The sequence below is a fragment of the Comamonas jiangduensis genome, from assembly GCF_030162955.1.
Taxonomy (GTDB): Bacteria; Pseudomonadota; Gammaproteobacteria; order Burkholderiales; family Burkholderiaceae_C; genus Comamonas; species Comamonas jiangduensis.
The window spans coordinates 243,562-262,776 of sequence record NZ_JARXOV010000002.1; the positions used below are offsets into that span (position 1 = coordinate 243,562).

The 19,215-nt window shown below is 57.2% G+C and carries 18 protein-coding genes; 16 read left to right on the forward strand and 2 right to left on the reverse strand.

Annotated features, from left to right (window positions below; genetic code table 11):
- Positions 1-48 precede the first annotated feature (48 nt).
- The 6 genes from nusA (at position 49) to QEP12_RS02600 (ending at position 9,006) form a co-directional block, all read left to right on the forward strand.
- Positions 49-1,536, forward strand: a complete 1,488-nt coding sequence (gene nusA, locus QEP12_RS02575) for a transcription termination factor NusA (RefSeq protein ID WP_219164372.1) — start codon at positions 49-51, stop codon at positions 1,534-1,536.
- Between the two features lie 25 nt (positions 1,537-1,561).
- Entirely contained in the window at positions 1,562-4,408 is a 2,847-nt protein-coding gene (infB, locus tag QEP12_RS02580; RefSeq protein WP_284213277.1) for a translation initiation factor IF-2, read from the forward strand.
- 92 nt (positions 4,409-4,500) lie between these two features.
- Positions 4,501-4,881, forward strand: a complete 381-nt coding sequence (gene rbfA / locus QEP12_RS02585) for a 30S ribosome-binding factor RbfA (protein ID WP_174863747.1) — start codon at positions 4,501-4,503, stop codon at positions 4,879-4,881.
- Between the two features lie 2 nt (positions 4,882-4,883).
- Complete coding sequence (gene truB, locus QEP12_RS02590; RefSeq protein ID WP_284213278.1) at positions 4,884-5,849, forward strand: tRNA pseudouridine(55) synthase TruB; 966 nt, start codon at positions 4,884-4,886, stop codon at positions 5,847-5,849.
- Between the two features lie 24 nt (positions 5,850-5,873).
- On the forward strand, positions 5,874-7,700 hold the full coding sequence (gene typA, locus QEP12_RS02595) for a translational GTPase TypA (protein ID WP_284213279.1): 1,827 nt from the start codon (positions 5,874-5,876) through the stop codon (positions 7,698-7,700).
- A 208-nt stretch (positions 7,701-7,908) separates the two neighbouring features.
- Positions 7,909-9,006, forward strand: a complete 1,098-nt coding sequence (locus QEP12_RS02600; RefSeq protein ID WP_284213280.1) for an enoyl-CoA hydratase/isomerase family protein — start codon at positions 7,909-7,911, stop codon at positions 9,004-9,006.
- Between the two features lie 417 nt (positions 9,007-9,423).
- Here QEP12_RS02600 and smpB read toward each other — a convergent pair whose 3' ends face one another.
- The gene (gene smpB, locus QEP12_RS02605) at positions 9,424-9,897 is read right to left on the reverse strand and encodes an SsrA-binding protein SmpB (RefSeq protein ID WP_219164377.1); all 474 of its coding nucleotides are present in this window, start codon (positions 9,895-9,897) and stop codon (positions 9,424-9,426) included.
- A 152-nt stretch (positions 9,898-10,049) separates the two neighbouring features.
- Between smpB and QEP12_RS02610 the strand changes: the two genes are divergently transcribed.
- Positions 10,050-10,490, forward strand: a complete 441-nt coding sequence (locus tag QEP12_RS02610; protein ID WP_284213281.1) for a type II toxin-antitoxin system RatA family toxin — start codon at positions 10,050-10,052, stop codon at positions 10,488-10,490.
- A 10-nt stretch (positions 10,491-10,500) separates the two neighbouring features.
- Positions 10,501-10,815 (forward strand): RnfH family protein, encoded by a 315-nt coding sequence (locus tag QEP12_RS02615; protein WP_174863742.1) that lies wholly within the window; start codon positions 10,501-10,503, stop codon positions 10,813-10,815.
- A gap of 45 nt (positions 10,816-10,860) precedes the next feature.
- Here QEP12_RS02615 and QEP12_RS02620 read toward each other — a convergent pair whose 3' ends face one another.
- Complete coding sequence (locus tag QEP12_RS02620) at positions 10,861-11,256, reverse strand: DUF4124 domain-containing protein (RefSeq protein ID WP_246254417.1); 396 nt, start codon at positions 11,254-11,256, stop codon at positions 10,861-10,863.
- 241 nt (positions 11,257-11,497) lie between these two features.
- Here QEP12_RS02620 and guaB point away from each other — a divergent pair, with 241 nt between their 5' ends.
- The 8 genes from guaB to repC all read left to right on the forward strand — a co-directional run bounded on the left by guaB (position 11,498) and on the right by repC (position 18,992).
- Positions 11,498-12,973, forward strand: a complete 1,476-nt coding sequence (gene guaB / locus QEP12_RS02625) for an IMP dehydrogenase (RefSeq protein ID WP_284213282.1) — start codon at positions 11,498-11,500, stop codon at positions 12,971-12,973.
- Positions 12,974-13,072: 99 nt separating this feature from the next.
- The gene (locus QEP12_RS02630) at positions 13,073-13,333 is read left to right on the forward strand and encodes a type II toxin-antitoxin system Phd/YefM family antitoxin (protein WP_174863739.1); all 261 of its coding nucleotides are present in this window, start codon (positions 13,073-13,075) and stop codon (positions 13,331-13,333) included.
- On the forward strand, positions 13,330-13,764 hold the full coding sequence (locus tag QEP12_RS02635) for a type II toxin-antitoxin system VapC family toxin (RefSeq protein ID WP_174863738.1): 435 nt from the start codon (positions 13,330-13,332) through the stop codon (positions 13,762-13,764). Before QEP12_RS02630 ends, QEP12_RS02635 begins: the two co-directional genes overlap by 4 nt.
- Before the next feature lie 35 nt (positions 13,765-13,799).
- Positions 13,800-15,416, forward strand: coding sequence for a glutamine-hydrolyzing GMP synthase (guaA, locus tag QEP12_RS02640; protein ID WP_284213283.1), 1,617 nt, complete (start codon positions 13,800-13,802; stop codon positions 15,414-15,416).
- A gap of 304 nt (positions 15,417-15,720) precedes the next feature.
- The gene (locus QEP12_RS02645) at positions 15,721-16,923 is read left to right on the forward strand and encodes a tyrosine-type recombinase/integrase (RefSeq protein ID WP_000954590.1); all 1,203 of its coding nucleotides are present in this window, start codon (positions 15,721-15,723) and stop codon (positions 16,921-16,923) included.
- A 147-nt stretch (positions 16,924-17,070) separates the two neighbouring features.
- Positions 17,071-17,292: a helix-turn-helix transcriptional regulator gene (locus QEP12_RS02650; RefSeq protein ID WP_001179606.1), complete on the forward strand. Its 222-nt coding sequence runs from the start codon at positions 17,071-17,073 to the stop codon at positions 17,290-17,292.
- Between the two features lie 4 nt (positions 17,293-17,296).
- Positions 17,297-18,124, forward strand: a complete 828-nt coding sequence (locus QEP12_RS02655; protein WP_001162384.1) for a helicase RepA family protein — start codon at positions 17,297-17,299, stop codon at positions 18,122-18,124.
- Positions 18,111-18,992: a replication protein C, IncQ-type gene (gene repC / locus QEP12_RS02660; RefSeq protein ID WP_000743064.1), complete on the forward strand. Its 882-nt coding sequence runs from the start codon at positions 18,111-18,113 to the stop codon at positions 18,990-18,992. Before QEP12_RS02655 ends, repC begins: the two co-directional genes overlap by 14 nt.
- The last annotated feature ends 223 nt before the right edge of the window (positions 18,993-19,215 follow it).

Genomic DNA, 19,215 nt, shown 5'->3' on the forward strand with positions numbered 1-19,215 from the left:
CCCTTCAGGTGCCACGCTTGAAAGAATTGAAATTAGGAGAGTCATCGCATGAACCGCGAACTGTTGATGTTGGTTGAGGCCATTTCGCGCGAAAAGAACGTAGAACGCGATGTGGTGTTTGGTGCTGTTGAATTGGCTTTGGCACAAGCTACCAAGAAGCTGTATGAAGGCGAAGTAGACATTCGTGTTGCGATTGATCGCGATAGCGGTGATTACGACACTTTCCGACGCTGGATGGTGGTGCCCGATGATGCGGGTCTGCAAAATCCTGAAGCAGAGGAAATGCTGATGGATGCGGAAGAGCGCGTGCCGGGTATCCAAGTCGGTGAGTTCATTGAAGAGCAGATCGAGTCTTTGCCGATTGGTCGCATTGGTGCAATGACCGCCAAGCAGGTAATCTTGCAAAAAATTCGTGACGCTGAGCGCGAAATGCTGCTCAACGAATTCATGGCACGTGGCGAAAAAATCTTCACGGGCACTGTCAAGCGCATGGACAAAGGCGACATCATTGTCGAATCTGGTCGTGTGGAAGGCCGTCTGCGTCGCAGCGAGATGATCCCTAAGGAGAACTTGCGCAATGGGGATCGTGTCCGCGCCATGATCATGGAAGTGGATCTGACCTTGCGTGGTGCTCCGATCATTCTGTCGCGCTCTGCACCTGAGTTCATGATTGAGTTGTTCCGCAACGAAGTGCCAGAGATTGAGCAAGGTCTACTGGAAATCAAGAGCTGCGCGCGCGATCCCGGCAGCCGTGCCAAGATCGCAGTGGTTTCACATGACAAGCGTGTAGACCCTATCGGTACCTGTGTAGGTGTGCGCGGCACACGTGTCAATGCCGTGACTACGGAGTTGGCGGGTGAGCGTGTGGACATTGTGTTGTGGTCTGAAGACCCTGCGCAATTTGTGATCGGGGCCTTGGCTCCGGCGAATGTCTCTTCTATCGTTGTGGATGAAGAAAAGCACGCCATGGATGTGGTGGTAGATGAGGAAAATCTCGCTATCGCGATTGGCCGTGGTGGTCAGAACGTGCGTTTGGCTTCGGACCTGACGGGCTGGAAGATCAATATCATGGATGCGGCCGAATCTGCTCAGAAGCAAGCTGAAGAGACAGACTCTGCACGCAAGCTCTTCATGGAAAAGCTGGATGTGGATGAAGAGCTGGCTGGCATCCTGGTAGAAGAAGGCTTTGGCAGCTTGGAAGAAGTGGCTTATGTGCCGCTGTCTGAGATGCTGGAAATTGAAGCTTTTGATGAGGAAACTGTGGCTGAGTTGCGTGCCCGTGCCAAGGATGCGCTGCTGACCATGGAGATTGCTCAAGAAGAAAGCGTAAGCGGTGTCTCGCAAGAGTTGCGTGACCTGGAAGGTTTGACACCTGAACTGGTGGCCAAGTTGGCTGCTGGTGGCGTGTTGACTCGTGATGACTTGGCCGATTTGGCCATCGATGAACTGACCGAATTGACCGGTCAAACCGAAGACGAAGCCAAGGCTTTGATCATGAAGGCGCGTGAACATTGGTTCACCGACGGTCAGGAATAAGGGTCAGGGAGGATCGAACGGAGATATGTCTTTGAACACTGTTGCCGAGTTCGCTAACGAACTTAAAAAATCCCCTGAGACTCTGTTGGAACAACTCAAAGCCGCAGGCGTTGGGAAGAATTCCAGCACCGACGCGTTGACGGAAGCTGATAAGCAAAAACTGCTGTCGTACCTCAAAGCCAGCCATGGCTCTGATGACAGCAAAAAGAAGATCACGCTGACGAAAAAGTCGACCAGCGAGATCAAGCAGGCTGATGCCACTGGCAAAGCCCGCACCATTCAAGTGGAAGTGCGCAAAAAGCGTACTTTCATCAAACGTGACGATGCCCCCGAGGTGGTTGCAGAGGCTGCAGCCCGTTCTGCTCAAGCTGCGCAAGCTTCTCAAGAGTTGGTACGCCGCGAGGAAGAGGCCCGCAAGCAAGCAGAGATGATTAGTCAAGAAGAAGTTGAGTTGGTGCGCGAGCGCCAAGAGCGAGAAGAGCGCGAAGACCGTGCACGCAAGGAGCGTGAGGCGGAAGAGCGCGCTGCTGCTTACGCAGCAGCAGAGGCCGCCAAGGCGCGTCAAGCCAAGGAAGCTGCGAAGGAAGTTGCTGAAAACAATGCAGCATTCGCAGAGGCCCGTGCCAAGGCGCAAGCAGAAGCACGCGCTAAGGCCGAGGAAGAATCGCGCCAACGTGCGGCAGAAGAAGCTGCACGTGCCAAGGATCTGGATGATCGCCGTCGCAAGGCTTTGCAAGAAGCTGAAGCGATTCGCGCGATGATGGCTGCGCCCAAGAAGGTGCTGGTTGCCAAGAAGCCTGAAGAGCCCAAGAAGGCTGTAGTCGCTCCAGCAGCAGATGCCAAGAAAGCACCTGCCAAGGATGCCAAGGGCGCTGCACCAGCCACTGCCAAGGAGAAAGAGTCTTCGACGGCTAACCGTGGTGGCAAGGACAAGGAAGTTAAGTCTTCTAAGTTGTCTTCGACCTGGGGTAATGACGCAGGCAAGAAGAAAGAAATCAAGACCCGTGGCGATAGCTCTGGTGGCGTAGGCCGCTCGAGCTGGCGCGGTGGTCCACGCGGTGGCCGTCGGGGCGATCGCAATGACCAGCATCAAAACCAGCAGCAGCAAGAGTTCCGCGCTTTGGAAATCTCGGTGCCAGAAACCATCACTGTGGCCGAATTGGCCCACAAGATGGCGGTCAAGGCTTCCGAGCTGATCAAGGTGCTGATGAAGATGGGCCAGATGGTCACCATCAACCAGCCGTTGGACCAAGACACCGCCATGATTGTGGTGGAGGAAATGGGCCACACCGCCAAGGTGGCGGCGCTGGATTCTCCTGAAGCGTTCAGCGAAGAAGATGCATCCAAGTACACGGGCGAGTTGTTGCCACGTGCACCCGTGGTGACCGTGATGGGTCACGTGGACCACGGTAAGACCTCGCTGCTGGACTACATCCGTCGCTCGCGTGTGGCTTCTGGTGAAGCTGGTGGTATTACCCAGCACATTGGTGCTTACCACGTGGAAACCCCACGCGGTATCGTCACTTTCTTGGACACTCCCGGCCACGAGGCGTTTACCGCCATGCGTGCCCGTGGCGCACAGTCCACCGACATCGTGATTCTGGTGTGTGCGGCCGACGACGGCGTGATGCCCCAGACCAAGGAAGCTATCAAGCACGCCAAGGCGGCTGGCGTACCTATCGTGGTGGCTATTACCAAGGCCGACAAGCCCGAAGCCAACCCCGAGAAGGTCAAGCAAGAGCTGGTGGTGGAAGAGGTGTTGCCTGAAGAGTACGGCGGTGATTCGCCCTTCGTGGCGGTGTCTTCCAAGACCGGTATGGGTATCGACGAGCTCTTGGAGCAGGTACTGCTGCAAGCGGAAGTGATGGAGCTCAAGGCGCCTGTGGATGCATCGGCCAAGGGGCTGGTGATCGAAGCGCAACTGGACAAGGGCCGCGGCTCGGTGGCTACCGTGCTGGTGCAGTCGGGTACGCTGAAGGTGGGCGATGTGGTGCTGGCTGGTCAAACTTATGGCCGTGTACGTGCCATGTTGGACGAAGACGGCAAGCAAACCAAGGAAGCCGGTCCTTCGATTCCTGTCGAAATCCAGGGTCTGTCGGACGTGCCTCAGGCGGGTGACGACTTCATGGTGATGGCCGATGAGCGCCGTGCCCGTGAAATTGCCACCTACCGCGCTGGCAAGTTCCGCAACACCAAGCTGGCCAAGCAACAAGCGGCCAAGCTTGAGAACATGTTTGCCGATTTGAGCGCTGGCGAAGTGCAGGTGCTGCCTTTGATCATCAAGGCCGACATGCAAGGCTCGCAGGAAGCTCTGGCTGCCTCGCTGCTCAAGCTGTCGACCGACGAAGTCAAGGTGCAGATTGTGTACTCGGGCGTGGGCGGTATCTCCGAGTCCGACGTCAACCTGGCGCTGGCTTCCAAGGCCATCATCATTGGCTTCAACGTGCGTGCTGACGTCCAAGCCCGTAAGACGGCTGAAGGCAACGACGTGGACCTGCGTTACTACAACATCATTTACGATGCGGTAGATGAAGTGAAGTCCGCCATGTCCGGCATGCTGGCTCCTGAGAAGCGCGAAGAAATCATCGGTATGGCCGAGATTCGCACCGTGTTTGTGGCGACCAAGATTGGCACGATTGCGGGCTCCTACATCACCCAAGGTCATGTGGTTCGCAATGCACACTTCCGTTTGCTGCGCGACAATGTGGTGATCTACACCGGCGAAATCGAATCGCTGCGCCGTCTGAAGGACGACGTCAAGGAAGTCAAGGAAGGCTTCGAGTGCGGTATCAAGCTGCGCAACTACAACGACATCCGCGAAGGCGATGTGTTGGAAGTGTTCGAAATCAAGGAAATCGCGCGTACGCTGTAAACCATAGCTGCCAGCGCTGATGAATAAAGGGTTTGAAGGTCGAAAGGCTTTCAAACCCTTATCTGACTAGCGCTACAAGCTCCTAATTTTTAATGGCACCTAAACGTAAATCTGCTGCGCCTAACCGCAGCTTTAAAGTCTCTGACCAGATCCAGCGTGATCTGTCGGAGCTGATCGCCCGCGAGTTGAAGGACCCGCGCGTAGGCATGGTCACCTTGCAAAGCGTGGAAGTCACGCCCGACTATGCGCACGCCAAAGTCTTCTTTAGCTTGCTCATTGGTGATCCAGATGAATCCCAAAAGGCCTTGAACCAAGCGGCAGGTTTTCTGCGCAACGGCTTGTTCAAGCGTTTGCACATTCACACGGTTCCCACGCTGCACTTCATTTACGACCGCACGACAGAGCGTGCTGCCGACATGAACGCCTTGATTGCCAAGGCTGTGGCGTCACGCGGACCTGAAGAGGCCCAATAAGCATGAATGCCACGCGCACACGGGTGCAGCGGCGCCCTGTGCATGGGGTAGTGCTGCTCGATAAACCGCTGGGCCTTTCCAGCAATGACGCTTTGCAGAAGGTGAAGTGGTTGTTGCGCGCTGAAAAGGCCGGGCATACTGGAACTTTGGACCCTCTGGCCACCGGCGTGCTGCCGTTGTGTTTTGGAGCGGCCACCAAGTTCAGCCAGCTGCAACTTGAAGCTGCCAAAACCTATATTGCAGTGGCCCGTTTGGGCCAGGTCACTACCACGGCCGATGCTGAAGGTGACGTGGTGCGCGAGCGCCCGGTGGATCTGTCCGCTATCACCCCTGAGGTGCTGGCACAGGTGCAGCAGCGCTTTACCGGCCCTATCAGCCAAGTGCCGCCGATGTACAGTGCCCTCAAAAAAGATGGCAAAGCCCTGTACGAGTATGCGCGCGCTGGCATAGAGGTGGAACGCCCTGCACGCGACGTGACCATTCATGCACTTGACATCATTTTGTGCAAGGATGCGGACGGCTGCGATGCGTTGCAACTGACGGTAACTTGCAGCAAAGGCACTTATATTCGAACATTGGCAGAGGATGTGGGGGAGGCGCTTGGTTGTGGCGCTCACCTGCGTTCGCTGCGCCGAACCGATACGGGCGGCATTGGTGTGGATCGTTGCGTCAGCTTAGATGCATTGATCAACATGCCCGAGGAAGAGCGCATGGCCTATGTGCAGCCAGCAGATTGTCTGCTGCATGCCCATACCCGTGTGACGTTGGATGCGCGTGAAAGTGGTCGTTTTTTGACCGGTTTGCGCCGCCGAGGTGACTGGCCCGATGCCGAGGCCGTTGCCGTGTATGGAGATGCGCCGCCCGCTTTGTTGGGTGTGGCACACATCACAAGCGGGGAGCTGATTCCTGATCGCCTGCTCAGCCCCCTAGAAATTCAACAAATTTTGGAAGCCACGCCGCGCCTTTGAAAAGCACGGTCATTTGGAAACATTATGAGCAAACAAATCCGCAACATTGCGATCATCGCGCACGTTGACCATGGTAAGACCACCATGGTGGACCAGCTGCTGCGCTCTTCCGGCACATTTGCCGAGCACGAAAAAGTCGTCGACACCGTGATGGATAACCACGCCATCGAACGTGAGCGCGGCATCACCATCTTGGCCAAGAACTGTGCCGTGTCCTGGAAGGACACCCACATCAACATCCTCGACACACCCGGCCACGCGGACTTCGGTGGTGAAGTGGAGCGCGCCCTGTCCATGGTGGACGGTGTGGTGCTGCTGATCGACGCGCAAGAAGGCCCCATGCCCCAGACGCGCTTCGTGACCAAGAAGGCACTGGCTCTGGGCCTGCGTCCTATCGTGGTGGTGAACAAGGTGGACAAGCCCGGTGCCAACCCCGACAAGGTGATCAACGCCGCTTTCGACCTGTTTGACAAGCTGGGTGCTACCGACGAGCAACTGGACTTCCCGGTGGTGTACGCCTCGGGCATCAATGGCTGGTCTTCCAAGGAAGAGGGCGAGCCCGGCGCTCAGTGGGGCCCCGACATGTCGGCCCTGTTTGAGACCATTTTGGAACACGTGCCAGCGGTGCAGGGCGATGCCAATGCGCCTTTGCAGCTGCAAGTGTCCGCGCTGGACTACTCCACATTCGTGGGCCGTATCGGCGTGGGTCGTATCACCCAAGGTACGCTCAAGCCCGGCCAGCAAGTGGCTGTGATGGCAGGTCCTGACGGTAAGGCTTATACCGGCAAGATCAACCAAGTGCACACTTTCCAAGGTCTGGATCGCGTGCAGGCTACGGAAGCTGGTCCTTCCGAGATCGTGCTGATCAGCGGTATCGAAAACATCGGTATCGGCGAAACCGTGACGGACCCTGCCAATCCCCAGCCGCTGCCGATGCTGAAGATTGACGAGCCCACATTGACCATGAACTTCTGCGTGAACACCTCGCCCCTGGCAGGTCGTGAAGGCAAGTTTGTGACCAGCCGTCAGATCTGGGATCGCCTGCAAAAGGAACTGCGCTCCAACGTAGCGCTGCGCGTCAAGGAAACCGATGAAGACGGTATCTTTGAAGTGTCTGGCCGTGGTGAATTGCACCTGACCATCTTGCTGGAAGAAATGCGCCGTGAAGGCTACGAGCTGGCAGTGTCCAAGCCCCGCGTCGTGATGCAAGAAATCGACGGTGTGAAGCATGAGCCTATTGAGCTGGTGACTGCCGACATCGAAGAAGGCCACCAAGGTGGCGTGATGCAAGCCCTGGGCGAGCGCAAGGGCGAGCTGGTGAACATGGAACCCGATGGACGCGGCCGTGTACGTTTGGAATACCGCATTCCTGCGCGTGGTCTGATCGGCTTCACCAACGAATTCCTGAACCTGACGCGTGGCTCTGGTCTGATTTCCAACATTTTCGACAGCTACGAACCCCATAAGGGTGACATCGGTGGCCGCAAGAACGGTGTGCTGATCTCCATGGACGACGGTGAAATCTTCACCTACGCCTTGGGCAAGCTGGACGACCGCGGCCGCATGTTCGTGAAGGCTGGCGACCCCGTGTACGAAGGCATGATCATCGGCATCCACAGCCGTGACAACGACCTGGTGGTGAACGCCACACGTACCAAGCAGCTGACCAACTTCCGCGTGTCCGGCAAGGAAGACGCGATCAAGATCACGCCTCCTATCGATCTGTCGTTGGAATACGGTGTGGAATTCATCGAAGACGACGAGTTGCTGGAAATCACTCCCACCAGCTTGCGCGTGCGCAAGCGTCACCTGAAGGAACACGACCGCAAGCGTGCTTCGCGTGACGCGTAATTGAATTGCGGTGCTGCGGCGGTTTGCCAGTCAAGCCGCCCCAACACCACATTCGGAAAGGCCGCCTTGTGCGGCCTTTTTTGCGTCTGTACTCCGTTGGTGTAGACCTATCGTTTGTCCTAGGAATGCAGCGTGGGTGACAAAGTGAGTGACTGCGCTGCGGTATGGTGCGTGCTTTGTTGGAGACACCCCAAGGGAGCAAAACACCATGTCCGAAATTACCGCAGACGTTCTGGCTGAAGTACGTGGCCGCGTCGGCTTTATCACGCTCAACCGTCCCAAGGCCATCAACGCGCTGTCGTTGGGCATGGTGCGCGATTTGCTGGCCCAGTTGCTGGCGTGGAAAGATGACCCGCAGGTGCTGGCCGTGGCCATTCGCGGCAGCAGCAAAGAAGGTGTGTTTGGGCATTTTTGCGCAGGTGGCGACATTCGCTTTTTGCACCAGGCCGGCAGCACGGGGAACCCTGAGCTGGAAGACTTTTTTACCGAAGAGTACGCGCTCAACCACCTGATCTTTACCTACCCCAAGCCGTATATCGCCTTTATGGATGGCATCGTCATGGGCGGTGGCATGGGGATTAGCCAAGGTGCCAGCATGCGCATCGTGACCGAAAAGACCAAGATGGCCATGCCCGAGACCATCATTGGTCTGTTCCCCGATGTTGGTGGGGGGTATTTTCTCTCGCGCTGCCCCGGTGCGGTGGGAGAGTGGCTGGCGCTGACCGGCGACACCATTGGTGCGGCCGATGCCCTGGCGTTCAATCTGGCGGATGCTTTTCTGCCCGCTGCGCAGCAGGCGGCACTGTGGGACGCGCTGGCTGCGCAAAGCTTTGACGGCGGCGACGCGGTGCAAGCTTTTGTGCAAGCGCACACCGCCCGCCAAGCGCCGGGTGCTGCGCGCAGCACGGCGGAGATTGATCGCGTATTTGGTCTGCCCACAGTACAGGCCATGATCGATGCGCTGGAGGCAGATAACGCCAGCGAATGGGCGCAAGCTACCGCAGCCGCACTGCGCAAGCGCTCGCCGTTGATGCTGTTCGTGGTGCTGGAGCAAATTCGCCGGGCGCGCAGCATGGATGTGGCGACGGATTTGCGCATGGAGCGCGACATGGTGCGCCACTGCTTTTACCTGCGCCCGGGCCAGAGCGAAACGGTGGAAGGCATCCGTGCACTGGCGGTGGACAAAGACCACAACCCGCAATGGAACCCTGCACGGATTGAGGATGTGCCAGAAGCGCTGTGGCGTGCATTTTTTGTCAGCCCCTGGCCTGCGCACTCTCACCCGTTGCAAGCCTTGCGTGACTAGCAGGCTCTGTGCTGGTGCCCTGTGCACCTGTGCGTACGGGGGGCGGCACCTGCTGGCTTTGATTGCAAGCGCCTGAATCCACGGCCTGGATGCGCGTGGATTTGTAGGCTGCCTCAATCCTCCAAGCGCAGCCGCAAGGCCAGTGCTACCGCTGCTTTGAGCGTGCGATGTGGAGCAGGGTGAAGGCCTTGCCTTGGGTCTCCGTATGCATGCAGGAACTGCGTCGTGATTGACGGCAGGCTAGCGAGTGAAAGGCGTAAGGCGCGCTGGGAGAGAGGGTGTACCAAGCGCAAGCAAAGTTGACCGGCGCTATGAGATAAAGAGCTGCTTGCGCAGTCTTTGCAAGGTTTTTGGGCTTTTATGGCTTGGAAACCTAGTGCTGACGTGCGCATGTAGCTCTTTTTTTTGATGGTCGTTTTAACGGTGGCGACTCTTCATGGCGCGCTCTACTTCGCGCTTGCCTTCTCGGTCACGGATGACATCGCGCTTGTCGTGCTCGGCCTTGCCCTTGGCCAGCGCTACATCGCACTTGACCAAACCGTTTTTCCAATACAGTTTGGTGGGCACTAGCGTGTAGCCTTTTTGCTCTACCTTGCCGATGAGGCGACGAATTTCGTCTTTTTTCATCAACAGTTTTTTGATGCGTGCTGCATCGGGGGTGACGTGGGTGGAGGCAGTTTTGAGCGGCTGGATCTGGCAGCCAATCAGGTACAGCTCACCTTCCTTGATGATGACGTAGCCTTCGCTGATTTGCGCCTTGCCACTGCGCAGGGCCTTGACTTCCCAGCCGTGCAGCACAATGCCTGCCTCGTGGCGCTCTTCAAAGAAATAGTCGAACGCGGCCTTCTTGTTTTCCGCGATGCGCGATGGTGCTTCTGGTTTTTTTGCCATGGGTCTTTCTGAGCGGGTGACCCGCAGATGCCGGGCTCTACCTACAATGGGCGTTTCTCCCGCTTAAGCAGCAATTCTAGTTTCTCCAGCCCAGCGTAACCGGTATGGCATCACAATGCCCCAAGGTTCAGCTGCGCTGGCTTTGTGCTTTCATGAAAAACGTCAACAAGTCCGTCCTCATTTGGTATAGCCCTGAAGAAATGTTTGCCCTGGTGGCCGACGTGGCACGCTATCCGGAGTTTTTGCCCTGGTGCTCACACACCAAAGTGCTGGAGCAGGACGAAAAGGGCATGACGGCCGAAGTGGGGATGTCCATGGGGGCGCTCAAAAAATCCTTCGTCACCCGCAATGTGCATGAGGGCAAGCACAAGATCAGCATGCGGTTGGTGAAAGGGCCTTTTTCGCGCCTGGAAGGGCATTGGATTTTTCACCCGGTCGGAGATGGTTCACAGCGCGCCTGCAAAGTTGAGCTGCAACTGGATTACGGCTTTGACAGCATGGCAATTGCGACGCTGATTGGCCCCATCTTTGACCGTATTGCCAACTCCATGGTGGATGCGTTCATCAAGCGCGCAGAAAAAGTCTACGGGTGAGAGGCGCTACATGCTGCGTATCAACGTCGTATGGGTCCATACCCAAGGTCAACTGCAAGAGCAAGCCGTGCAACTGGAGCCGGGCGCTTGTTTGCAAGATGCACTGCGAGCCTGTAATTTGACGCTGCACAGCGCGCAAAGCTGCGGTATTTGGGGGCGTGTGAAAGCGCTGGATCAAGCCTTGCAAACCGGTGATCGTGTAGAGGTTTACCAGCCGCTCAAAGTAGACCCCAAGGTGGCGCGTCGAGAGCGTTTTGCCAAGCAAGGTGCGCGCAGTGCAGGTCTGTTTGCCAGCCGCCGCGCCCATAGCAAAGCCGGCTATTGATCCGGTTTGCTGGGGGCTTGGCCTTCGGCGCTTTGCCAACGGGTGTTATTTGCAGTTGTCTTTGACGATTTTTTGCGCGCGTTGCAAATCGGCTTGGCGACGCTCTTCCGTCATGATGCCGCGCTCGCCTTTTTCATTCACATAGGTAACAAGACCGCCCGATTGCAAAGAGGCCTGTGCTGCACGTGCGCGCTGGCAGTTTTCCTGGCGGGCTTTGGCCTGCAGGGCCTCTTGCTTTTTGCGCTCTGCTTCATCGGCTTTGCGTTGTGCCTCAAGGGCTTTGTCGTGCGCCGCGTTCTCGGCGTCTTCCTTCGCGCTGGGCTCAGGTGCTGGGCTAGCGGGCGTGGGTGCAGCAGGCGCTACAGGCGCAGGCAGCTCATTGGCAGGGCTGGGATAGAGCACTTTGTCCACGGCCTGCGGAGTGCCAGGGGGCTGTTTCACAATCTGCTTTGGCGATATGTGTGCTGGTGGCGGGCGATCGCTGAAAACTTTGCGCCCTGTCTCGTCTATCCACTGCCATTGGGCAAAAACACTGGAACTGCAAGCGCTGAAAGCGAGGGCGAGCAAGAGTTGGTGTGTGTTCATGGCCGCCAGTTTAGCGCCCACTCACAAGGTTTCTTGTTGCGTACATGGCACGGGTTTGCACGGACAAAGCTACAATCTTTCTTTTGGAGCCTTCACAATGCGCCTTCTCGGAAAAGCACTCACTTTTGACGACGTTCTGCTCGTTCCCGCCTACTCCGAAGTCCTGCCTAAGGACGTATCTCTCTCCACCCAGTTCACACGCAACATCACGTTGAACCTGCCTTTGGTCTCTGCGGCCATGGACACGGTGACGGAAGCGCGCTTGGCGATTGCGATTGCCCAAGAAGGCGGTATTGGCGTGATCCACAAGAACATGACTGCCGAAGAGCAAGCGGCTGAAGTGTCCAAGGTCAAGCGCCATGAATCTGGCGTGGTGCACGACCCGATTGTCATCACCCCTGCGCACACCGTACTGCAAGTGCTGCAGTTGTCGGAAGAGCGTGGCATCTCCGGCTTCCCCGTGTGCGATGGCGGCAAGGTGGTCGGTATCGTGACCAGCCGTGACGTGCGCTTTGAAACGCGCTATGACGTCAAGGTCAGCCAGATCATGACGCCCCGCGAAAAGCTGATTACCGTCAATGAAAAAGACGGTACCACGCCCGCCGAAGCCAAGGCGCTGCTCAACAAGCACAAGCTGGAGCGTATCTTGGTGGTGAACGATGCCTTTGAACTCAAGGGCTTGATCACCGTGAAGGACATCAACAAGCAAACCAACTTCCCCAACGCCGCGCGTGACTCCGCAGGTCGCCTGCGCGTGGCTGCTGCCGTGGGTGTGGGTGCTGGTACCGAAGAGCGCGTGGAGCTGCTGGCCAAGGCCGGTGTAGACGCTATCGTGGTTGATACTGCGCATGGTCACTCCAAGGGCGTGATCGACCGCGTACGTTGGGTTAAGCAAAATTACCCACAGATCGATGTGATCGGCGGCAATATCGCCACCGGCGCTGCTGCGCTGGCACTGGTGGAGGCTGGCGCTGATGCCGTGAAGGTCGGTATTGGCCCTGGTTCGATCTGCACCACACGTATCGTGGCCGGTGTGGGCGTGCCCCAGATCATGGCGATCTCTAATGTGGCTGAAGCGCTCAAGGGCACAGGCGTACCTCTGATTGGTGACGGTGGTATCCGCTTCTCGGGCGATATCTCCAAGGCACTGGCGGCAGGCGCCTCCACCATCATGATGGGTGGCATGTTTGCAGGTACCGAAGAAGCGCCTGGCGAAGTAATTCTGTTCCAGGGTCGCTCGTACAAGAGCTACCGCGGCATGGGTTCCATCGGCGCGATGCAGCAAGGCTCTGCCGACCGTTACTTCCAAGAGTCTTCGACGGGCAACCCCAATGCCGACAAGTTGGTGCCCGAAGGTATTGAAGGCCGCGTGCCCTACAAGGGCTCCATGGTTTCTATCGTGTACCAAATGGCGGGCGGTGTGCGTGCCTCCATGGGCTACTGCGGTTGCAGAACCATCAAAGAGATGAACGAGAAGGCCGAGTTTGTAGAGATTACGGCTGCTGGTATCCGTGAATCCCACGTGCACGATGTGCAGATCACCAAGGAAGCGCCCAATTACCGGGCCGACTAAGGGTCTGTGCTGAATCTGGCCTGAATACCCTTATTCTGGTCAGAATGCTAAAATCTGGTCTGAGCTACTGGCTTGGGCCAGATTTTTTTGTTTCTACCTATGCAATCTGTTGGTATCTACGAAGCCAAAACCCGTTTTTCTGCCTTGATCGAACTGGTTGAGCAGGGAGAAGAGGTGCGCATTACGCGCCATGGCAAAGAGGTGGTGCGCATGCTGCCCGTGCGCCGTCGCCCCGTGATTACCGATGAGCAGATTGCCCGTGAATTGGAACAAATTCAGGCGTTGCAGCAGACAGTACGGGCGCTTCCAGCTACAGAAACTGTAGTTGCATTGCGCCAGGCAGGGCGGAGCCAAGCATGAGTGCCTTTGTCATGGATGCCTCTGTCACCGCTGCCTGGCTGCTGCCTGACAACGCCAGTAGCGACACGCAGCGCCTGTACACCCGTATTCGCCGCCATGAGGTGGATCCGCAAGCCCCCAACCTGTGGCAGTGGGAATGCGGCAATTTGATTGCCTCGGGTGTCAATAGTGGGCGTATTCCGCACAGCTCGGTCGAAGGGCTGTGGGGTGTGCTGGAAGCCATTCGCCACCGTGTCGAATTGCATGATTTGGCTCCCGCCCAGCACAAAGCCGTGCTGGACGTGGCGTTGGACACCGGGTTGCCCGTGTACGACGCCGCTTATTTGTGGCTGGCGCAGTCCCTCAAACTGCCGCTGGCAACATTCGATCCTGCCCAGATCACTGCAGCGCAGCAGCGTGGAATCACGCTCTTGGCTGCAGCGGATTTTTGAACGGATTTTTCTTCCTCTTGCCTTTGGATCACACCATGCAACATGACAAGATTCTGATTCTTGACTTCGGTTCGCAAGTCACTCAGCTGATCGCACGCCGCGTGCGCGAAGCCCATGTGTACTGCGAAGTTCACCCCTGCGACGTCAGCAGCGACTGGGTGCGCGAATTTGCCGCAGACGGCAAGCTCAAGGGCATCATCCTGTCGGGCAGCCACGCTTCGGTCTATGAAGTGGACGACCGCGCACCCGACGCCGTATTTGAGTTGGGGATTCCCGTGCTGGGCATTTGCTACGGCATGCAAACCATGGCCACCCAACTGGGCGGCAAGGTGGAAGGCTCGGACAGCCGTGAATTTGGCTACGCCGAAGTGCGCGCGCACGGTCACACCAAGCTGCTGGAAGGCATCGAAGACTTTGTTACGGCCGAAGGTCACGGCATGCTGAAAGTGTGGATGAGCCACGGCGATAAGGTCACCCAGCTGCCCGAAGGCTTCAAGGTGATGGCATCGACGCCATCGTGCCCCATTGCCGGTATGGCTGACGAAGCCCGCCGTTACTACGCCGTGCAGTTCCACCCCGAAGTCACGCACACCGTGCAGGGCCAGGCCATGCTCAACCGCTTTGTGCTGGACATCTGCGGCACGCAAGCGGACTGGATCATGGGCGACTACATCGAAGAAGCTGTTGCCAAAATCCGCGAACAAGTGGGCGACGAAGAAGTGATTCTGGGCCTGTCTGGCGGCGTGGACTCGTCTGTGGCGGCTGCCCTGATTCACCGCGCCATTGGTGACCAGCTGACCTGCGTGTTTGTGGATCACGGTCTGCTGCGCCTCAATGAAGGCGACATGGTCATGGACATGTTCGAAGGCAAGCTGCACGCCAAGGTCATTCGCGTGGATGCTTCCGAGCTGTTCCTGGGTAAGCTGGCAGGTGTTTCCGAGCCTGAAGCCAAGCGCAAGATTATCGGCGGCCTGTTTGTGGACGTGTTCAAGTCTGAAGCTGCCAAGCTCAAGGCGGCAACCGCTGGTTCCAAGGGCGCAACCTTCTTGGCCCAAGGCACCATCTACCCTGACGTGATCGAGTCGGGCGGCGCCAAGTCCAAGAAGGCGGTCACCATCAAGAGCCACCACAACGTGGGCGGCTTGCCAGAACAATTGGGCTTGAAGCTGCTGGAGCCCCTGCGCGACCTGTTCAAGGACGAAGTGCGCGAACTGGGCGTGGCCTTGGGTCTGCCTCGTGGCATGGTCTACCGCCACCCCTTCCCTGGCCCCGGTCTGGGGGTGCGCATCTTGGGCGAAGTGAAGAAGGAATACGCCGACCTGCTGCGCCGTGCCGATGCCATCTTCATCGAAGAGCTGAACAACTGGATCGACGAGAAAACCGGTAAGAGCTGGTACGACCTGACCAGTCAGGCCTTCACCGTGTTCTTGCCCGTCAAGAGCGTGGGCGTGATGGGCGACGGCCGCACCTACGACTACGTCGTGGCCCTGCGCGCCGTGGTGACCAGCGACTTCATGACCGCCGAGTGGGCCGAGCTGCCCTATGGCCTGCTCAAGAAGGTGTCTGGCCGCATCATCAACGAAGTGCGTGGCATCAACCGCGTGACTTACGACGTGAGCACCAAGCCACCAGCAACGATCGAGTGGGAATGATTCCGCGTCTGGCACAGCCAGGCACCTGATGGCATGAAATGCCGCTAAGCCCGCGTAATTGCGGGCTTTTTTTTGTTTGTGTTTGGCACGATCTGGCAACGGGAGGAAGCGCCAAGCACCGTTTGAGCATGGCATTAAAGCTGGTATTATGGTTTGGCGATGCCATGATTGATGCCGATACCATGCTGCGTTCTTTTGTGTGTTCATGGTATTAATATTCTATAAGTTACTGTTTCGTAAGAAAAAATACGATAAATTCGAGATTTTTTCAGCATGGTATCGGAGACGAAGAAGGACAAGGTACATGCTGACCGATACCAAGCTGCGCAATCTCAAGCCCAGGGACAAACTCTACAAAGTGAATGACCGGGAAGGTCTCTATGTGGCAGTGACTCCAGCCGGCTCCATCTCGTTCCGTTACAACTACTCAATCAACGGTCGGCAGGAGACCATCACCTTTGGGCGTTATGGTGTCGGTGGCATCACCCTGGCCGAAGCCCGCGAGCTGTTGGGTGACGCCAAGAAGATGGTTGCGGCGGGCAAGTCGCCGGCCAAGGAGAAAGCCCGAGACAAGGCGCGGGTGAAAGATGCAGAGACGTTCGGTGCCTGGGCGGAGAAGTGGCTGCGTGGCTACCAGATGGCCGACTCCACCCGCGATATGCGCCGCTCGGTTTATGAGCGTGAGCTGAAGCCGAAATTCAGCAATCAGAAGCTGGTGGAGATCACCCACGAAGACTTGCGGGCGCTGGCTGATGCCATTGTTGAGCGAGGCGCACCGGCCACCGCCGTTCATGTGCGTGAAATCGTGTTGCAGGTATTTCGCTGGGCCATCGAGCGTGGGCAGAAGGTCGAAAACCCGGCAGAACTGGTGCGCCCAACAAGCATCGCTCGATTCGAGCCACGTGACCGAGCGTTGACGCCAGAAGAAATTGGGCTGATGTACCAGTACATGGAGCGAGTGGGCACAAGCCCAACAAACCGTGCGGCGGCCAAGCTGTTATTGCTGACGATGGTGCGCAAGAGCGAGCTGACCAATGCGACCTGGAGCGAGATCAATTTCAGCGAAGCGTTGTGGACGATTCCAAAGGAGCGGATGAAACGCCGTAACCCGCACCTGGTATTTCTGTCCCAGCAGGCTCTGGATATTTTCATTGCCATGAAAACCTTTGCCGGTGGTTCCGACTTCGTTTTGCCATCACGGTACGACTCGGATGCGCCGATGAGCGCTGCCACACTTAACCAGGTGCTGACGCTGACTTACAAGGCGGCGCAGAAAGATGGGAAGTCACTTACCAAGTTCGGACCGCATGATTTGCGGCGCACAGCCAGCACGCTGTTGCATGAGGCCGGCTACAACACCGACTGGATCGAGAAGTGCCTGGCGCACGAGCAGAAGGGCGTGAGGGCTGTCTACAACAAGGCTGAGTACCGCGAGCAGCGGGCGGCGATGTTGCAGGATTGGGCCGATATGATTGATGAGTGGACTTCGGGAGGCAGTAAGGGTTGATGTTTTTGCTATCTTTGATAGCATTGAAGTTGATGCCGTGAATTTATAAATAAGGCCGCCATTGGCATCGGGCAGGTCAATTACCGATTAGCTGCTTCGCGCAGCTACTCGATGAATAGCAACTATTCATTTGAGAGGTATTGACCCATGCAAAATATAAAGACCCTCATCAACAGGAAGAAGCTCCTGGAGATGATCCCGCTTTCGACACGAACAATTTATAACCTGGAGCAGCGAGGGGATTTTCCACGCCGTATCGCGTTAACCAGTAGAAATGTCGCCTGGGATTTGTCAGAGGTCGAAGAGTGGATTGAGGCACGTAAATCATCGGGTGATCAAGCTGCGCGACCTGGCCCTATAGAGGGCTAGTTATATGGCTCTTGATCTTATGGCGGCTTTCACGGAATTGCCGCCACCCATTGATTATGTTCTGCCTAATATGGTTGCTGGCACTGTTGGTGCTCTTGTGTCGCCTGGTGGGGCTGGTAAATCCATGTTGGCCCTTCAATTGGCTGCACAGATTGCAGGCGGGCCTGATTTACTTGAAATAGGCGAGTTTCCCACCGGGCAAGTGGTCTATCTGCCTGCTGAAGATCCACCGGCCGCTATTCACCATCGTCTGCACGCCCTTGGGGCACACCTCAGCGCAGCGGAACGGCAAGCCGTGGCTGATGGTTTGCTCATTGAACCCTTGATCGGTAAATGCCCAAACATCATGGCTGCTAGCTGGTTCGATGCTCTCAAACGAGCCGCTGAAGGTCGTCGCTTGATGATCTTGGACACTTTGCGGCGCTTCCACATTGAGGAGGAGAACGCTAGCGGGCCGATGGCGCAGGTTGTTGGGCACATGGAGGCCATAGCCGCTGATACAGGCTGCTCCATTGTGTTTCTGCACCACGCGAGTAAAAGCGCAGCCATGATGGGGTCGGGCGATCAACAGCAGGCCAGTCGTGGATCGTCCGTACTGGTTGATAACATCCGTTGGCAATCGTACCTATCCGGCATGACGCAAGGCGAGGCCGAGATACTGGGGGTCGATGATTGTCAGCGTGGGTATTTTGTCCGCTTTGGCGTCAGCAAGGCCAACTATGGCGCACCTTTTCAAGAACTCTGGTTTAGACGGCACGACGGCGGCGTGTTGAAGCCTGCTGTACTGGAGCGGCAGTGCAAGGTGAAAAGGAGACAGCGTGAAGAAGCCTAAGCATGACCTGACCCACGTCCGACATGATCCCGCGCACTGTTTGGCACCTGGCCTGTTCCGCAGCCTCAAGCGTGGCGATCGCAAACGCTGCAAGCTGGACGTGACCTACACCTTTGGCGAGGACGAATCCATGCGTTTCGTCGGATTCGAACCTCTCGGGGCCGATGATATGCGTCTTTTGCAAGGCATCGTGGCCCTTGGCGGCCCGAACGGCATCTTGCTAACCCCGGAACCGACCAGTGAGACGGGGCGACAGCTACGGCTATTCCTTGAACCCCGTTTCGAAGCCATTGAGCAAGACGGCTTGGTGGTTCGTGAGAGCCTGACCAAACTGCTCTCAGAAACGGGCATGACGGATAGCGGCGACAACATCAAGGCGCTCAAAGCCAGCCTGCTGCGCATGTCGAACGTCACCATCCTTGTGACGAAGGGACGGCGGCAAGCCGCGTTCCACCTGATGAGTCATGCTTTTGACGAGACGGACGGCAGGCTATGGGTTGCCCTGAATCCGCGTATTGCCGAAGCGATCCTGGGGCATCGTCCATATGCCCGTATCGACATGGCGGAAGTGCGGGTGCTACAGACTGATCCGGCACGGCTGATGCACCAACGGCTATGCGGCTGGATCGACCCCGGCAAATCCGGGCGCGTGGAACTGGACACGCTTTGCGGCTATGTCTGGCCAGATGAAGCCAATGCCGAAGCTATGAAAAAACGCCGTCAGACTGCCCGGAAGGCACTGGCCGAACTTGCCGCCGTGGGTTGGGTAGTGAACGAATACGCCAAGGGAAAATGGGAGATCAAGAGGCCTGGCCCCACGGCAACTGCACCCGTTTACCGTCGTAACGTTCCCTTGTTACCGTCGTAACGCTCCCCTTCTGCCGTCGTAACGTTCCCCGTCCCAATTTGGAAAACCCAGACGGTGCGCTGCTTTGCGGGCAGTTTGGGAAATCCATCCAAGATTATCTAAAGATAATCCATCATGCGCGGTGCAGCTCGCGCCTTGAGGGCGCGTTCTGACCTTGCCAATAAAGCCCTGGCGGGCTTTATCAATCGGCCATAGGCCGATGGTTTAACGCCAAGAAGAGAAG

Coding starts and splice junctions, on each gene's coding strand:
- nusA (WP_219164372.1), top strand. CDS start 49: ATGAACCGCGAACTGTTGATGTTGGTTGAGGCCATTTCGCGCGAAAAG.
- infB (WP_284213277.1), top strand. CDS start 1,562: ATGTCTTTGAACACTGTTGCCGAGTTCGCTAACGAACTTAAAAAATCC.
- rbfA (WP_174863747.1), top strand. CDS start 4,501: ATGGCACCTAAACGTAAATCTGCTGCGCCTAACCGCAGCTTTAAAGTC.
- truB (WP_284213278.1), top strand. CDS start 4,884: ATGAATGCCACGCGCACACGGGTGCAGCGGCGCCCTGTGCATGGGGTA.
- typA (WP_284213279.1), top strand. CDS start 5,874: ATGAGCAAACAAATCCGCAACATTGCGATCATCGCGCACGTTGACCAT.
- QEP12_RS02600 (WP_284213280.1), top strand. CDS start 7,909: ATGTCCGAAATTACCGCAGACGTTCTGGCTGAAGTACGTGGCCGCGTC.
- smpB (WP_219164377.1), bottom strand. CDS start 9,897: ATGGCAAAAAAACCAGAAGCACCATCGCGCATCGCGGAAAACAAGAAG.
- QEP12_RS02610 (WP_284213281.1), top strand. CDS start 10,050: ATGAAAAACGTCAACAAGTCCGTCCTCATTTGGTATAGCCCTGAAGAA.
- QEP12_RS02615 (WP_174863742.1), top strand. CDS start 10,501: ATGCTGCGTATCAACGTCGTATGGGTCCATACCCAAGGTCAACTGCAA.
- guaB (WP_284213282.1), top strand. CDS start 11,498: ATGCGCCTTCTCGGAAAAGCACTCACTTTTGACGACGTTCTGCTCGTT.
- QEP12_RS02630 (WP_174863739.1), top strand. CDS start 13,073: ATGCAATCTGTTGGTATCTACGAAGCCAAAACCCGTTTTTCTGCCTTG.
- QEP12_RS02635 (WP_174863738.1), top strand. CDS start 13,330: ATGAGTGCCTTTGTCATGGATGCCTCTGTCACCGCTGCCTGGCTGCTG.
- guaA (WP_284213283.1), top strand. CDS start 13,800: ATGCAACATGACAAGATTCTGATTCTTGACTTCGGTTCGCAAGTCACT.
- QEP12_RS02645 (WP_000954590.1), top strand. CDS start 15,721: ATGCTGACCGATACCAAGCTGCGCAATCTCAAGCCCAGGGACAAACTC.
- QEP12_RS02650 (WP_001179606.1), top strand. CDS start 17,071: ATGCAAAATATAAAGACCCTCATCAACAGGAAGAAGCTCCTGGAGATG.
- QEP12_RS02655 (WP_001162384.1), top strand. CDS start 17,297: ATGGCTCTTGATCTTATGGCGGCTTTCACGGAATTGCCGCCACCCATT.